The organism is Komarekiella delphini-convector SJRDD-AB1 (genome assembly GCF_014831675.1).
In the GTDB taxonomy this organism is placed as follows: domain Bacteria; phylum Cyanobacteriota; class Cyanobacteriia; order Cyanobacteriales; family Nostocaceae; genus Komarekiella.
Window position 1 is genome coordinate 10800 of the sequence record NZ_VJXY01000068.1, and the last position, 17955, is coordinate 28754.

General features: G+C 41.2%; 7 protein-coding genes. 2 read left to right on the top strand and 5 right to left on the bottom strand.

The annotated features are described in order from the left end of the window. Nucleotides 1-185: 185 nt before the first annotated feature. From FNW02_RS33285 to FNW02_RS33305, 5 genes are all read right to left on the bottom strand, one after another. Nucleotides 186-5630, bottom strand: coding sequence for a trifunctional serine/threonine-protein kinase/ATP-binding protein/sensor histidine kinase (locus FNW02_RS33285; RefSeq protein WP_191761809.1), 5445 nt, complete (start codon nt 5628-5630; stop codon nt 186-188). Between the two features lie 343 nt (nt 5631-5973). Continuing rightward, nucleotides 5974-7056 carry an amidohydrolase family protein gene (locus tag FNW02_RS33290; RefSeq protein ID WP_191761810.1) on the bottom strand — a complete coding sequence of 361 codons (1083 nt, stop codon included), beginning with the start codon at nt 7054-7056 and terminating at the stop codon, nt 5974-5976. Between the two features lie 387 nt (nt 7057-7443). Then, nucleotides 7444-9696 carry a TOMM precursor leader peptide-binding protein gene (locus FNW02_RS33295; RefSeq protein WP_191761811.1) on the bottom strand — a complete coding sequence of 751 codons (2253 nt, stop codon included), beginning with the start codon at nt 9694-9696 and terminating at the stop codon, nt 7444-7446. 126 nt (nt 9697-9822) lie between these two features. After that, nucleotides 9823-10434, bottom strand: coding sequence for a hypothetical protein (locus FNW02_RS33300; RefSeq protein ID WP_191761812.1), 612 nt, complete (start codon nt 10432-10434; stop codon nt 9823-9825). Between the two features lie 87 nt (nt 10435-10521). After that, nucleotides 10522-12024: a hypothetical protein gene (locus FNW02_RS33305; protein ID WP_191761813.1), complete on the bottom strand. Its 1503-nt coding sequence runs from the start codon at nt 12022-12024 to the stop codon at nt 10522-10524. Between the two features lie 721 nt (nt 12025-12745). On the opposite strand from FNW02_RS33305, the gene FNW02_RS33310 reads away from it, so the two are divergent. After that, nucleotides 12746-14251, top strand: coding sequence for a right-handed parallel beta-helix repeat-containing protein (locus FNW02_RS33310; RefSeq protein ID WP_191761814.1), 1506 nt, complete (start codon nt 12746-12748; stop codon nt 14249-14251). A gap of 711 nt (nt 14252-14962) precedes the next feature. After that, nucleotides 14963-17890, top strand: coding sequence for a beta-phosphoglucomutase (gene pgmB / locus FNW02_RS33315; protein ID WP_191761815.1), 2928 nt, complete (start codon nt 14963-14965; stop codon nt 17888-17890). Nucleotides 17891-17955: the final 65 nt, after the last annotated feature.

A 17955-nucleotide genomic window follows, 5' to 3' on the forward strand; every position in this document is an offset into this window, starting at 1 on the left:
AAAGCAAATTTATAAAAAGGCGTCGGGAAAACCCATTCCTTCTCGGTAGGTGATGAAAGACGCCTTTTTAGACCGTTGACAGTTAACAGCCAGCTGTCAACAGTCTTTCGTGTTATCCCAGCGACTTGGCGGGGTGGGATGAGCTTAACTTGACAAATAACCTTTAAGTTCTATCTTTTTTGAAGTTACTTGCTGTTAAGCAAAGCGATGATAAACTCTGTATAGTTGCCTACTTCGGTTTCTACGAGAATTTTCCCTTGGTGCTGCTGGACAATGATATCGTGAGTAATAGATAAACCTAAGCCAGTTCCTTCACCAGTAGGTTTAGTGGTGAAAAAGGGATTAAATATTTTATCTAATGCTTCTTGGGGAATGCCTTCGCCGTTATCACGAATGCGAATTTCTATATGCTCACCCAAATTTTTAGTACTGACTGAGAGTGTAGGTAAAAAGTCCTCACCTTCTTGTCCTAGTTTTGAAAAACGCATCTTCTTTTTATGCGCTGCGTAGCAAGCGTTATTGATTACATTTATAAAAGCGCGACTAATATTCTGCGGTACGACATTCAATTTTTTAATCTCATTATCATAATCGGTTTCTATATTTATCTTGAAAGAAGCATCCTTGGCACGCATTCCGTGATAGGCAAGTTCGATCGCTTCCGCTAGTAAGGCGTTAATGTTTGTCATTTGCCGATCGCCTGATTGCCCTCTTGAGTGCATCAGCATCCCACTAACAATATTGTCAGATCTAGTACCATGTTCATGGATTTTTTGAGCATTTTGTTTGAGATCGTTCAAAATCTCCTCAATATATTCTCTGCTTTCTGGAGCTAAGCGGTCTTTTTGATTTTTCATCTCTTCGCATAGTTCCTGAGTCAACTCAACAGAAAGCTCGGCAAAGTTGTTAACAAAGTTTAAGGGATTTTTGATCTCATGGGCGATACCCGCTGTTAAAGCTCCCAGAGAAGCCAATTTCTCTTGGGCGATAATCTGAGCTTGCGTGGCTTTCAGCGTTTGCAGGATGCTAGCTAACTCCTGATTTTTATCTTGTAATTCTTGGGTTCTTACCTCTACTTTCTGTTCTAGAGTTCGGCTGTAACCCTCTAACTGTTCATAGAGACGGGAATTTTCAATAGAGATAGCAGCTTGAGCTGAAAGGATTTTTAAGATTTCGACGCGATCGCTAGTAAAAGCGCCTGTTGTTAAATTATTTTCTAAATATAAAATGCCGCTCAGTTTGCCTTGATGAATTAGGGGAGTACAAAGAATCGATTTGGGTTGAGTAATGGTAATGTAGCGATCGCGAGTAAATAGTCCTTCATTTATAGCGTCATTTAAGACTATATTTTCTTGAGTATGAGCGACATAGTTGATGATAGCGGCTGATAAAAGAGGGATTTGCTGAGCATCAACAGAGTCTACTGGAACTGATTGCAAGATAGTAACATCATCAGAATTCACTGCCCCTTCAGCTTCTATAAACCAGTGACCCTCTTTTTCCAAAATCAGAAAACCTTTTTCAGCACCAGCATTCTCAATTACAGTTTTCATCATATTTTGCAGTAACTTGCTCAGAACGATTTCACCAGAAATCGTTTGCGAGGCTTTTAGCACCGTGGCTAAATCTAATGCTTCACCGGAACTGTTGGTATTTGTTGAAGTACTGCTGAAAGTTGTTTTGCTGGCGAATGATGTAGAAGTTAACCACTGCGGATATTTCTGATCTAAGTCCTCTACCTTACGTTTTGCACCCCAAATTTGGTAGCCTTGGTAGGCTTTTCTCATGTAGAGTTTGGCAAACTCTTCTTTTCCTCGTTGCAACCAAAATTTGGCTGCTAGTTCATTAGCCAAAGCTTCGTTCTGGATGAATTCATTTTCTTTGGCGGATTCAATGGCTTGATCATATAAATCTACGGCTTCATACCATTGACCAGAAATACGAAGCATTTCTGCTGCTACTAAAAGATATTTATGCAAGAAGTTTTCTGGGCAGATGTCTGCCCATTCTTTCATCCGCTGTTGATTGGTTTCTAGTTGTTGCCAGTACTTATCTTGTTCATCTGATGAAGCTTGGGAATAGAGAGCAGTTAGCGTTAGCGAGTAGTAAAAATTATGCTCAGCGATCGCGATCGTTCCAGGAATGTAGTCAACCAACTCTTCCGCTTTTTCTAGAAAAATTAACTCAATTGGCTCACCATATAAATAGAGAATCTGAGCTTTGTAAATGCAATAAAAGCAGATTGCTGCCAGGGTTTTATCTTGTTCACAAGCTGCTAAAAAACCAGATTCTTCTGTCTGTTCTGTGTCAAAACACAGTTTATCTTGGGTAAGACCTACTAAATTTTGGATGAGAATTTTAGCACCCAATATACAATTAATTGCCCACTGATTTTGAGTTTCTTGACTAAATAGCAAACTGCGAGACGCTTCCTTTAAAAGAGAGTCTAAACTTCTACCTTGACAAATAAGATTGTACAAGTTGTAAGTAAAGGTATACCCCACAAGTTGTAACTCACCAACTTGCAATCCGGCATCAGCACCTTCAGTATTAACTTTCTCAGACAGCTTAATGTGTTTCAACCAGTGCATAGTGAAACTGCCGTGAATTTGGGTAGCTGCATTCTTACAAGACCAGTCCTGATATTTATCAGCTAGCTTCATGCCAAGAGAGCTATATTCATAACCTGAACGATAGTCTCGCAACACATGGGTATTAACTACGCCAAAAAAGCTATAGCCCATTGAAGATTTTTCCATATTGCCGTATTTGATATTAAGATTAGCTAGTTTAGTTGCAACCAGATTTCTCAAAGCTGGATCTAAAATCCAAGCAGCTGGGAAGATACGAGTTAGTATTTTTAAGGCTGCCCTTTTCTCTGATATCTCCATTTCTGGATTGTCATATAAAGAAGCGATCGCTCGCTCACCTAAATTTTGGCGATATTCTGCAAGCTCAGCCTCGAAAGCTGCTTGTAAGTTCTCTGCTGATAGGTCGATTCCTAATAGCCTCAGCGCAGTTCGCCCCAACTCAACTCCCTCGCTGATTCGTCCTAACAGGGTATATTGAACAATTTGTAAGTAGTAAAAGTCTGTGCCATCAAGAGCTGATTTTACCCGCTTAAGTGACATTTCCAGCAAAGACTGAGACTGCTCAAAATTACCATTTAGATACTCGACTTCTGCTAGTTCTTTGTAAAGGTCAAGAGCCATTTCGTAGCGCTCTTGCCAAATATCACCTGGAAACTCATTTTTGCAAATAATTAGGTAGTCTCTAGATGCAGTGTATGCAGTTGCTTCTTTGGCTTTTTTGCCAGCACGTAAATTCAATTCTGCTAATTCTTTCTTTTCAGCCGTGCTCTTGATCAACTCTCGTCCCTGATTAAGATGATCGACCAAAGTAAAAACTTTTTCTTCACGCTCTGTTTTACTGATATTAGCAAGCAATAGCCTGCCGATTTGTAAGTGAACTGCTTTTTTTTGACCTTCATCAATTAGTTCATAAGCAGCCTGTTGTACTCGGTCATGCCGAAATTTATAATTTTGAATAATTAATTCAGAGTCAATTGGTGTGTTTGAAGTTGTTTCTAGCTCCGAGATAGTCTGAACCAACCCCAACTGAATAGCTGGTAAAAGATTTTTAAAAGTTTCATGTGCAGATTTCTCGTCAATAATTGCCAATGTATTAAGGTCAAAACTGTTACCAATACAAGCAGCTAAACGTAATGCTTTCTGAGTTGTATCTGAGAGTTTTTTGAGCTTACCGAGCATCAAGTCCACTACGTTTTCTGTGATGTTGAGGGACTCGATGTGAGTAATATTCCATTGCCAGCATTTTTGCTCTCGGTCAAAAGTTAGGAGATTTTCTTGATAAATAGTTTTGAGAAATTCATTGATAAAAAAGGGATTTCCTGAAGTCTTCTGATAGACTAATTGCGCTAATAATTTGACTGTTTCTTGATCACTATGGAGGGTGTCTGCAATTATCTGAGTGATTTCCTCCAACTTTAAGGGTTGAAGATTGATACAATTAATAATCCCCCCTTGCTGCCTCAAGCGAGCAAGGGCTAGCGATGCGGGATGATTGGGGCCAACTTCATTATCACGATAAGCTCCCAGTAGTAATAAATACTCCATGTTATCGTCAGTCATCATCACCTCAAGTAGCTTGAGGCTGCCAGAGTCAGCCCATTGCAAGTCATCAAGGAAAATAACTAGAGGGTGCGATCGCTGACAAAAAACCCGGATAAAATTCTGGAAGACTGCATTGAAGCGATTTTGTGCCTCAGTTGGTTCTAGTGGTTGCACCGGCTGCTGAGAACCGATAATTAGTTCTATTTCAGGAATAACGTCAATAATTACTTGTCCATTAACACCGACAGCCGCCAGGAGTTTTTCGCGCCACTGAGCCAGTTGAGATTCGCTTTCAGCTAAAAGTTGGCGTACCAGTGATTGAAATGCCAATATAACAGCAGAATAAGGGATATTACGCTGAAATTGGTCAAATTTGCCAGATATAAAGTAGCCGCGCTGCTGTGTTATGGGTTTGTAAAGTTCCTGCACTAGTACAGATTTACCAATGCCGGAATAACCACCAACTAACGTCATTTCAATTCGCTTCTGACCTGCTATATTTTCTACTTGCTCTTGGTGGTCGCGTTCAGCAATCCGCTTAAATGTTGAGAGGAGAGTTTCTATTTCTGCTTCTCGACCGTAGAGCTTTTGCGGAATTTTGAATCGGTCAGAAATATCATGACGAGCCAGAGGAAACTCTGAAATTTGTCCGTGCTGTAACTGCGCCAGACATTCTTCTAAATCCGCTTTTAGTCCCAATGCGCTCTGATACCGTTCTTCAGACGTTTTTGCTAGCAACTTCATGACGATATTAGAGACGGCTTGAGGAATTTCTGGATTGGCTTCGTGGGGAGAAATAGGTTGTTTGGCGATGTGACAGTGAACTAACTCCAAAGGATCATTGGTTTCAAAAGGTAGCCTTTGAGTAAGTAACTTGTAAAAGGTTGCACCGAGGGAATAAAAGTCAGTACTGTAATCGAGTGCTCGATTCATTCTGCCGGTTTGTTCTGGCGACAGATAAGCTAACGTTCCTTCTAAGACATTAGGATTTTTAATTGTCGGATTTTCTCGCGTAAATACTGTGGAGATGCCAAAGTCAATAATTTTGAGTTGCTTAGTTTTTACATTAAAAACGATATTAGCAGGAGTGATATCTTTGTGAATTACACTAGCAGCGTGAATCTCGTTTAGCGTCTGAGAAATCTGAATGGCAATGTAGAGAAATTCTGAGAGTGCAAACTTTTGAGAGTTCATCAAAATATCTAACGATTTGCCACCAAAGTCCTCCAAAACCATTGCTAAGGTGCTTTTATAGGGGAGTAAGTTGTAAGCTTTAATCACTCCATCAATTTTTAGAGAGCGAGTGATTTCGTACTCTTGTTTGTATCGAGTCAGTTCTGAAGGAATTGGGTAATCTTCCTTAAGAACTTTGAGGATAACAGGTTGAGTGCTAGAGTTAAGAACAGCTCGATAAACTAATGAATTAGCACTTTCATAAATCTTGGAGATAATTTGGTAATCTGCGTTAGCGAAGCTCACCAAAGGTATCGCACTCATTTTCAGTTTTCCTCCAAAACAGCACTCTTTGTTTACCGTCTGGTCAATTACAAGTCACTCAAAAGATTTCCCTGATCAACCAAGAGATTGTCAGTACAAGCATCTCAGCCGTTGCCAAGATTATGATGTATCATAACCCATAGTTCTTTAACAGTTATCAGTAAACAGTAATCAGTAATCAGTTAAGATAATTGGGTTTAAGGAGAACCACTAAGGGGGCGATCGCTTCTAAGTGAAAACTAATAACCCAAAGTCGATTAGTAGCAAACGTTGTTTAACAGTCATCAGTTTTTTTCTGACCACTGTTTACTGTTTACTGTTTACTGTTTACTAATTTAAGTTCTTACTCCAAACCGTAGAAACGAGCAGGGTTATCCCAAAGAATTTTCTGTATGGTGTTTTTGGGGAGTTTCTCTTGTAGATCTACCATATCTGCGACAATATCTGTCTTGTGATCCATGTGGGGGTAGTCGGAACCAAAGATTAAATTATCTGAACCCAGAAACTCAAGAATCTCATTTAGATAAGGCTCTGAAGGTTCAATCGCAATAAAGCACTGACGGCGGAAATACTCTGAAGGCTTCATTTTTACGATGTCTCCAATTTCCCATTGCAAGTCTTCGTACTCGCGATCAAGTCGCCATAGCCAGTAAGGGAGCCAGCCACAGCCAGACTCCATAAATCCGACTTTGAGGTGAGGATGGCGCTCCAAGACTCCGCCTTCGATGAGAGACAACAGTGCCATCATCTGCTCTAGTGGATGAGAGCAGGCGTGTAGAGCAAAGCGGGTGTTAAAGCGATCAGCACCAGCAGTGGGTAGGCGAGAGTGAGTTCCTTCGTGCAAGCTAACTGCAATGCCCAATTCCTCGCACTTTGTCCAAAATGGTTCGTAGGCGGGGCTACTTAGCGATCGCCCTTTAACGAGGTTAGGGCGCAAAAACACCGCCTTCCAGCCAAAATCTGCCACCCGCTGCAACTCAGTTACTATTTCTTCCGGTGCATGTAAATTCACAACTCCCACACCTCGCAGAATTTGCGGGTCATAGCTGCAAAAGTCTCGTAGCCAATTATTATAAGCACGAACAAATGCCCCAGCCAGTTGAGGAGCCATGTTATCTACAGCAATCATCCATGAAAAATACGTCGGATAGACAAACGAAACGTCAACCCCCATCTGCTTCATTGCTAATACATGAGATTCTGAGTCAAAGCTATTAAGCCAAGATAGGGGATAAGCTTGAGTAACTTGTTTGGCTCCTTCAAGGCGAAGCAAATCAGAGTATTTGTTGAGAATTTCCTCACCTTTAATCGTAAAATCTGGAGATGGGGCAAAGCTTTTAAATGCAGGTTCCAAATACTCTTCCCACATTTGGTATGGCTCGTAAACGTGGGAATCTGCATCAATAATTTTATATCCTTTAAGCATATTTATAGTCAAAATAAGTTTTAGAGCAAATACTAATACCCTGGACTTTGCTAGGTTCGTAGTGAGCGCTTCAGCGCTCAAGCCAAGGACTAAAGTCCTGACTACGAACTTATTAACCCATCAAAGTTGGTGTGGCGGACTACTAGTGGTCTATCGCATTAGTTATCAGAGGTTAAGGAACGAACCGCAGAGGCGCAGCGAAAAGTCGGAGCGGAGGTTTCCTCCGATCTGAACTTTTCAAGACAGAGAACACAGAGAAAGAGAAAAAAAGAGATTTAAGAATGAGTTCACCTATCAGAATTAATGTGATGAACAACTAGGCAACACCTTTCACTTAAGAGTTAAGTTTGAATTTACCTTTTCGCAGACAACATAACTAAGAGTGCTTTACATCCACATTGGGAATGGATTAAGCTGCTCCTCTGGAATAGGTTCTTTCAACCAACCCAGTTGTACCGGAACCTCATAAAGCCGACCCGCTCCTAGGCGCTTCCAGAAGTGGCGCATTCCTGGAACGATAACTTTGACAACTTTCAATCCAATATCTGGACGAGTTTGGTTGAGGATGAGCATTTCCATGCCACGTTGCTGAATAATTTGCTGGCAAAGCTTAATATCATCTAGCAGGTCATTGTGCTCAATCTGAGGATAGTTAGAATGCACTTTCGGGGCAATATTGTTATCGGGTGCTAGGTAAGGCTGATTTTCGAGTGTTGCCGTTTTCCACCAATCTAAAACAGGTGGTTCAGCCGAAGCAGCATATTGAGTTGTGCCATCGGCATGAGAAGCTAAAACAGCAGGAAGAATTTGATTCATTTCCGTGAGAGCTCTTTGAATGGCAAGCTTGGGATCGAAGTGAGTACCAAAGCCTAAAATTATGTCTTCTACTTTGACATCGTTCCTACGACTAATTGCAGTAAAGGTAGGAATATTCAGGTCGCTAGTAATATCAAGAACCCAGAGTTCACGATGGATAGATTGGTAGTAACTTTTCAGGGCTTGAAAATACGGCTCGTTAAAACTTTCTAAATCTACCCCCGGTCTGGAAATGCGATTATACCACCACAAGGCGACACTATCTCGCTCCACCAATTCCATAAAACCCTGAACGGTAGCTTCTTCCAAGGTATTACCTGCTGCACAACCGTTGGTATCTGCCCAACAGTTTGGCTCAGAAGACAGAGGATAGCCAAAATAACAATAAGCAGTCGGTAAGTATTTGAAACATTGGTGAGTCACAGACCAAACAGGCGTCCACTCAATTTCTCTTTCTTCGTTAAAAGGTTCGGGAACTCTCTGAAAGAAACTGGCACAATAGGCATTCCATTTTTCCCGGTTATCGTATTGAGCTTGGCTGAAGTTCATGCAGATATTAGGATGGATAGCCTTGTCGGCCATTTTTTGATAACTGTTTTTGACTCTAATTTCGTCTCCCTGAAAAACGCCAGAATACCTCTCAATGGCTTCGCAAAAACCACTAGCTCTTGCTTGCGCGTCCGTTCTGCCTTTTCCGGCACTTCTACCACCAATGTTTTGCTCTAATACACTCAAGTCATCAAACATCGAGGCAAAATGATGCTTAGCAAAATAGGTGGGCGTTAAACCATTCAAATTACGGGAAAGTTTCCCAAACTCTCGCACAATTCCAGTGATGGGGCTAATATGCTGTTGATATTTTTCAAAAGTTGCTTCAGGTTCTAAGCAGCGATGTCCACCATCAGCAGTAAAAGTTTTCTTTCTACTACCAAATACTACAGGTAGAGGCTGGCGATGCTCTTGTTTAATGATGCCACAGACGGGACACTGAGGGCGTCTAATCAGGGTGTGGTTCTGCGTCTCCAGTGCCAGGGTGTCATGGGTTACAAGCACCCCTTTGAGGCGTTTATTTTCTCCTTGGATAATCCATTTGAGGATTTCAGTCGCAGCCATTGACAGAGCAGTTTGCAGCGTTGAGGGTAGGTTAGCCAAAGGTGGCGTTAAAGGTAATGCGTAATTCTTGCGTCTCTGGATAAACCCTTCAACTGGACGATTACCTTGCAAGCGTTGGGATAGACATTCCCAACAACCCGTTTTGTGGGGATGAAAGACCGGCCCGATCCAGATTATAGTTCCCGTCGGTTTAACTAACATCCAAGGACGCGATCGCGCCAAGTTTTTTTGATTAATTTCTACTAGTTCTGTTCGCAAGTAGTCGTCGGTCAAGACAACTTCTAAGTCTGCTTCTTCTGCGACTTGAATTTGCAGCGATTCAAGGGTAGCAATAAATTCTAAAGCAAACGGTGTCCCTAGAGCCTTGACGGCTACTTTAGTTGTTTGCAACCGATGGCGGGCGTTTTCTAGATTAACGTTCAAATGCTCGCAAAATACGGCTATATTTGCAGGCAAAACCTCCTCATTTTCGATGAGATAGCCTTTTTGCTTTAACTCCATGAGAGCGTAATAAATGTAGGGTGCTGGTAGCTTATCTTGGAGTTGCTCTGCAATTTCATCAGTAGTTAGATTTTTGTCAAGTAAAGGAACTAACAACTGATAGAGGCGATCGCGAAGTATTATCGCACCTCTTTCAGACAAAAGAAATACACCTTCTTCTTCAACCGTTTCCACACGAAAGCGAGATTTAAACTTCGGTTTTCTAAACATATTTGCTTATGGTTACGCGACAGCAGAATGCCAACGCAAGATTTATATGCAAGAAAAGAGGTAGAGTAGAAAGAATTTTTCTTCTATTTCTACCTCGATTTTTGTCATCAATTAAATTTGTAAAACTTATGACCCAGAAACAGGAATATATACAGAAGGAGGAAGATAATTACCACTAAGATTGTCTTGCATCCAATCTTTCAACTGGTCTTCTGTAACAGTAAATTCACTCAATGCGGGACGCGGTGGATAAGCAATAATAGCAACATATTTCTCCTTTCTTTCTTCATCATACTCATAGGAAATGTTGCCAGTAAACGAATCGACTGTTACTTCAAAGCGAAAATCTTGTACAAGAGGATCAGTGAAAATATAATCATTCGTAGTAAGTTGCTTGTAGACATCAGCCAAAGTCAAGCTAATCCCTGGTGCAGTCTTATTTGAGGTTATAACTTCTTTGATAATTTTGCTTGTTTCTTCCGCAGATTGAGCCGATTGTGGATCGCCATATTCAATTGCTGCTAGACGAAATAAGGCTTGTTTTTTGAGTATAGAGCTGAAGTATTCTTTGAGAACCTTCTCTTGTTCCTTATTTGTTTCATCTTGCTCAAATGCCAAAAAATTAGTCCAAGTCCAGGCTATGAGTTGAGTCCATTGCTTAATAATGATTCTGATTTTTGCTGAGTTTTCTGGAGTACGTAATTCTTTAGGAAATGGTGTGTCAAGTTGGGTCGCCATTGTCAAAAACTCCTTAAATTAGTTTGATTTGGATTACAGAATAATCAATTATCTAGTTACGAAAAGGCTAGTTGAGAGTAATACTATCTACTGAACATTTTTCGTACCATTACTGGAATTCGCTCTAGCCATTTGGAAGGTAAAGTCTGCATAAGGTTGCATACGAGTTCGGAGTTTTGCGCCAGTATGACATCCGATGCAACTACTATTTTGGATATAGGGTTCTAGGGTAACGTTGGCTAGTGGTAACTTTGGTGTAATCTCTCTAAGTTGTTCGTTATAAAGTTGACTTGGGTTAGTCAGCCATTGAGTACCAACGAGGTTGTAGTATTGCCAGACCGATGATTTAGAAATGTCTTTTAGTGCTTGATGCCATTGCTGATTTTGCTCCGATATTTGAGAATCGAGCGGTGACTTTGGCTTGAATGAGCGAACTATCTGCGACGGAATTTGATTTTTAATTTCGCCTCCAATCTTTGTGACTGCGTGGGGTGCTTCTTTCCGCCAAAGGTATGGTGGCTCTACATAGGGAGTATTTTCTACACAGTTTTTTTGACAGTCTGGATTATTCAGCGTGTATTTATTCTGTTTCAAAGTTCCATCTGGAACGTTATCTACCTGCTCGAATGTAGACCAAATCCATCCCTGCTCACTAGTTTTATGCTTAATATGGAAGCCAATTAAACCCACTTCTATTACTTGACTAAATTCCTCACCAGTGTCACTACAAAATGCTTTACCAGTGTCACATTTATCTGATTTTCCTGGAATCAACACCTTTCGCTTGGTGGTGTAATAACGAGCTTTTTCGTCTTTAGATGTCTGCTCGTCAAAAACTCGCCAACTAGCCTTAATCTCAATCGCACCTTCTTTCTCGTATGTACTACATGGAACTCCAAGTATGTTGTCGTTTTCCCTGCCGCTACATATCAAGTCAAACTGATTATTGTCATTATTAAATTGTGCTAAATTAACGCTGTCATACCACTTGTTTTTAACAATTTGGTTGAACTCTTGTGGGTTAATGTAGGTTTCAACAATAATATAGTTGCCTTGCTGATCAATGAGAGGTAGATCTTGAGGATTTGCATTCTGACCTTTAGCGTCTAGCTTACCTTGTTCTGTAAGTTTTACAGTTGAGTTCTTTGGTGGAAGCAATCTATTCTCAGCATTCAGACAAATAAACGGTTTGTTTGGGGTGCTGGGTGTTTTTCCTGAAACAAATACTGTTTCAGGGGTGCTATAGAATTCCCAGACACGAGGAGCATCTGGAGCTTCGCCTATTTTTTTGCTTGCTAAGGGAGAGCCTTGCTGACAGTCAGCTGGCCAATTTAAAGCAGCGAAGACTTGCCAAGCAAAGTGGTCAAGAAAAACTACTCGCGGTGTGTTTGGATAGGATGCTTCTTGTTTAGCTTGATTGGGATTATGAGGAATCTCCGCAGTGATTATTTCTGGTTTTGGTTGAAACTGACCTTGCTTTTGAAAGTCTGTTTCAGTTGGGATGAACGCTAAACTTGCAGAAACACAAGCTAATAACGTAATTGAAATTGAAATGATAGCAATTGAAATAAGACGTTGAATAGCTCTCATGGATATACAGTACCAAGGGCGATCGCTAATAATCTCTCAATTAACTTAACACAATAAATCATACCTTTATTCATGTTTTTTACAACATAAACAGTAGTAAAAGATAGATTTATTTGTATATATGAAAAATATGATTTTTATATGTGATTAGCTATTTTTATATGAGTTTTGATATGAGTTTTGATATGAGGCTTATACAAATAAAATAAAAATTTTTATGCTAAGTTGCCTTCTGGCAAAAGTAGCCAACGACTTTCGTAATTCATAGTTTGTAAAGGGTCAGGAGATACGATATCGGAGATATAAGTCATTCATTTGTCATTAATTATTCTCTTCCCCTGCTCCTGTGCTCCTCCACTCCCCTAACGACATTACTCCTGGTGAGTAAAGGCTGCTCAGCAATGACTTGTAACAAATTTAAAAGCTAAATACTGGTATTGACTTGACATTAGTACGTAAAATGTTAAAACAAATACTATGAACTAAGTAGTTTTTTAAAGATCATTTAAAGTTCATTGAAATGATCAAACAACAGGTAAGCTCATCAGGTTTTGCCAACTTTTTGCCACTCCTACATCATCTGTAGGAGCATAGGCATCCTTTATCCTTTGGGCTGAGATTGGTTAATCCAAGTCTTTAGCAGCCATTAATCACAATATTTAACAGGTTTTCAGATTCCCGTTTTCTTCCAAAGCCCTCACACACTTTAAGAAAATAAATTATGTTTCTTTCTCAAGCTCTAGCGATAACCCTAGTTATCAGCCCAGGAATTGGCATGGGGTTAAAAGCTGCATCTTTTGGGAACGCAGACTTAAACGAATCGAAGCTGACACGCACAGATACCACGGTGAATTTTAACTGGGGTAAAGGCGCACCGACTTCCAAAATCGGCTCTGATAGATTATCTTTGAGTACTTCTGGTAAGACATACTACGTTTCTGAGAATGGAGACGATAAAAATGACGGACTGAGACATACTACTCCATTTCGGACGCTGCAAAGAGCAGCAAATCAGGTGACAACACCAGGCGATAAAGTCTACGTCATGAACGGCACTTATACGCGAGCAGACACCTCCAAAGAGATCCTCGTGATTTATGACAAACATGGTACACCAACTACTCCAATTACTTTCAAGGCCTATCATGGACACCGCCCCGTCATCAAATCACAAAATCCTTACGCCATTAACGTCGTTGGCTCCTCTTACATTGTTATTGATGGTCTTGAGCTAGTTGGAAATAACGATAATGTAACTCTGGTGTATGCACAACAGCAAAAAGACAACATACATAATCCGCTAACAAACGGCGCGGGGATTGCGCTCCATCCATCCTTTGTAGGAGGAATAATCAAACAATATTCTCACCATATAGTGATTCGCAACAACAAAATCTCTAAGTTTGGTGCTGGAGCAATTGGTGCGTTCAGAACGGACTACGTCACTATTGAGAACAATCTTATCTTTAAAAATTGCTTATATAGTTCGACGGGAGCAAACACCATTACCACGCTTCACAACTGGAATTATGACGATAATACCACCGACTATAAAATGATTATTCGGGGGAATACTGTATATGACAATCGAAGCTTAATTCCTTGGAAAGTTTCAGGAACGATCGCGGAGTCTAATGGCATCATGATTGATGATGCTCTAAATACTCAAAAAAATTCAATTCTTAAACCGTATCGAGGAAAGACATTAATTGAAAATAACATTGTTTACAACAATGGTGCTGCTGGAATTCAAGTATTTAAAAGTCCCAATGTGGATGTGATTAACAACACGACCTATCAAAATTCTCATAATTCTACTACTCAATATTTGGGAGAGATTGCAGTAGTTATGACTAATAATGTGAGGGTGTTTAATAACATTATGTACGCCAAGAAAAACGGCATAGTCAACCATGTTAATAAAGCGGATAACAATGTCAAGTTTGATTACAACCTGATTTACAATTCATCCAAATTCACCAGTTCAGAGCCTCACAATATCATTGGACAAAACCCACTATTTGTAGATATTGGCTATAGAAATTTCTCTCTGAAACTCGGTAGCTTGGCGATTGATGCTGGCACTAGCGCTTTTAATGGCGTGCAAGCACCAAAGATTGACAAGAGGGGTGCTAGTCGTCCACAAGATGGTAATGGTAACGGCGATGCAAGGATAGATATAGGTGCTTTTGAAGCCCGTTCACCATTGGCAGCAAAAGCCTTCTAAACAAAAATGGGACTGAGGATTGGGGACTGGGGACTGGGGACTGGGAAAGAGATATTTTCATTCCTTCATTGTGCTTGCGTGGCGTGTGCTTTGCGCTCACTCTGTTCATGGTATCTCTTGCATAAATATTTTTTTTCGCGTGAAGAAGAACGCGAAAAGAACGACTTTTGCAAGAAGTCTCATTGTTTCTCTACTGATTGCGATCGCGACGGTGTAAGTTTGATGGACAATTCTCAATTAGCATGGATCACCGTCGCTGATTTATTAGTAAAAATATTACACTTTCATTAGTGATAACCCTTTTGGGCTTGGTAAATTTTTTATAGTTTTATCCTTCGGTATAAAAATCAAAATAAAAAATCATTTTAGATTATCGTTAGCAAGCGCCCTAACGCTTTAAAACGCGATGCGTCACATCTTAAAGCTCAAAAACATAAGTTATATAAACAAATATTTATTTTTCTACTATATTTAACTAAACGTATCGATTAGTATAGTTTCTTGTACTTGTGCTTTCTAACCTGAGGTATTGATGAAACCTACTATAGAGGGATGAAATAAGAAACGTTTCTGTTAACAGAATGTCAATGTTCGCTGTTTGAATTGCACCCAAGTCTAAACAGCAAAGGAAAGGAGCCAATTACTTTGAAACTCCAACAAATTGTGTTTCATTCTACCCACAGCTACCCCAGACTATAAGTTTTATTGCTCATGCTCAATCTGTCAGTTCCTAACTCTCAAGAAAATCAACCACTGCTTGACGCTACTAACTGGAACGTTATTGAAACGGAGTTTGACCCCACGCAACTCCACCATAAAGAAACTGTCTTCACACTTGGCAACGGTTTCTTAGGAACGCGGGGTACTTTCGAGGAAGGGTATCCCCAGGATTTTCCTGCAACACTCATTCACGGTGTGTATGATGATGTAACAATTTCCTACACTCAACTAGTAAACTGCCCCAACTGGCTGCCATTAGTGATAAAAGTGGCAGGTCAACGCTTTAGCATGGATGCTGGTGAGGTTCTCAACTACGAGCGTCGGCTTGACCTGCGTTTAGGTCTAGTTAGCCGTGATGTGCGGTGGCGCAGTCCTACTGGTCATACCTTAGATTTCCACTTCGAGCGTTTCGTCAGTTTAGCAGACCAACATGTATTGGCAATCCGCTGTCAAATTACATCCGTAGATTTTGAGGGTGAAATTACCGTCGAAGCTGGATTTGATGCTGAACCCGACACTCAAGGTATTCAACACTGGCAAACCTTAAATCAAGGTGGTGCAGATAATATTATTTGGTTGCACAGCCAAACTCTCCACTCAGGTGCTCAAGTCGGTATGGCAGCTAAGTTAGTGGTAGAGGGTGACGATGGTGTATCTATGTGTGTTGAGAATACTTGCAATTCTCCAAACTTGGCAACCACCTTTGAGTTACTAACAGGAAAAACGGTAACTGTAGAAAAGATTGTCACCTTATTTACGTCACGGGAGACAGAAACCCCGATGACAACAGCTTTACAAAGGTTGGCTGATGAACCCAGGTACACAACCCTACTAGCCGCTCACATTACTGCCTGGGATCAGGTATGGCAAGACAGTGACATTATTATTGAAGGTGATCGCCTCTCTCAATTAAGTGTCCGTTATAATCTCTTCCAATTACTAGCAGCTGCACCACGTCACGACGAGCGCGTTAGTATCCCTCCCAAAACTCTTTCTGGTTTTGCCTATAGCGGACACATCTTTTGGGACACAGAAATTTTTATCCTTCCCTTCCTGACCTTAACTCAACCAGCTTTAGCGCGTAACTTGCTCACCTACCGCTACCACACTTTACCAGGAGCACGGCGCAAAGCCCAGGAAGCAGGGTATCAAGGAGCGATGTTTGCTTGGGAAAGTGCCACCACTGGTGATGAAGTAACTCCTCGGTGGGTACCAGGTGCTAACGGCGAACAAATCCGCATTTGGTGTGGTGACATTGAAGTGCATATCACTGCTGATGTGGCTTATGCTGTGTGGCACTACTGGCAAATCACCGACGATGATCATTGGATGCGGGATTATGGCGCAGAAATTATCCTCGATACGGCTGTTTTCTGGGAAAGTCGAGTTGAGTGGAACCAAGAACGCAATAGTTACGACATCCTCGATGTGATTGGGCCAGATGAAAATCACGATCGCGTCGATAATAATGCCTTTACTAATCTCATGGTGCAGTGGCACTTACAATCTGCTCTAGCGCTTTGGGACTGGTTTAAGCAAGCTTATCCCGAAACTTCAGCACAACTGGTACAAAAACTCAACTTAACCACAGAACGTCTGCACCGATGGGCGGAAATCCAAGAACGTTTGTTTATCAATGAAGATGCTCAAACAGGTTTGATTGAGCAGTTTGAAGGCTTTTTCCAACTAGAACACGTCAATCTTGCTGATTACGAACCGCGTAGCAAATCTCTGCAAGGACTGCTAGGAATTGAAGCTACTAGCCAAAAGCAGATTCTCAAGCAACCGGATGTGTTGATGCTGCTTTACTTGTTGCGCGATCGCTATGACTATAACACCCTCGTCACCAACTGGGATTATTACAACCAGCGTACCGACCATAGTTATGGTTCCTCACTAGGCCCAGCAATTCACGCTATTTTAGCTTGTGACCTCAATCAATCAACCCAAGCCTACACCCACTTTCTTCGCGCAGCGTTAGTAGACTTAGAGGATGTCAGACTTAATGCAGCCGAAGGAATTCACGCCGCCAGTGCTGGAGGAGTTTGGCAGGCGGTAGTTTTCGGGTTTGGCGGTATTCGGATGACTCAATTTGGCCCGGTTGCTTGTGCAAATCTACCTCCTGGTTGGACGCGTCTGAAATTTCGACTGCAATGGCGTAATGAGTGGTATGACTTTGATTTGCGAGCCGAAAAAGAAATGGAAAGCAACCAGGAAGTAAAAGTTCCTATGGCAGACACACGTCAGACAATTAGCGGTGTGATCTTCGATTTAGATGGCGTGTTAACTGATACCTCAGAGTTTCACTATCTGGGTTGGAAGCAATTAGCAGACGAAGAAGGCATCCCCTTTGATCGAGAAGCCAACGAGGCGATGCGAGGATTGCCTAGAAGGGAATCACTCCTGGAAATTTTAGGCGATCGCCCCGCCACTGAAGAGAAAATTCAGGAAATGATGGAGCGGAAAAACCGCTACTACCTGGAATTAATGCAGAAAATTACTACCGCAGATTTACTTCCAGGCGTGACAAATTTATTACAAGAATTGCAAGCTGCTGGGATAAAAATAGCGCTAGGTTCATCAAGTAAAAATGCCCTAACTGTAATTGAACGGTTGGGTATTAGGGATAAGTTCGATGCCATAGCCGATGGCTACAGCGTCTCCCAATCGAAACCAGCACCAGACATCTTTCTATTTGCTGCCCAGCAACTCGGACTCTCACCATCACAATGTGTTGTAGTAGAAGATGCCGCTGCGGGTATAGAAGCTGCTCATGCTGCTGGCATGTCGGCTGTGGGGATTGGCCCAGTTGAGCGAGTAGGTAGAGCTAATGTAGTTTTATCGAGTCTGGAAGATCTAATACCAATTCTGTATGAAGACGCGCCAAACTACGTCAAACTTATAGATAGGTGCATTTAGTGATTTTGTGATGAGTCGTCCATTCCAAATCGAGATTTCAGAAAGCCAAGAAGAATTGGAGAAAG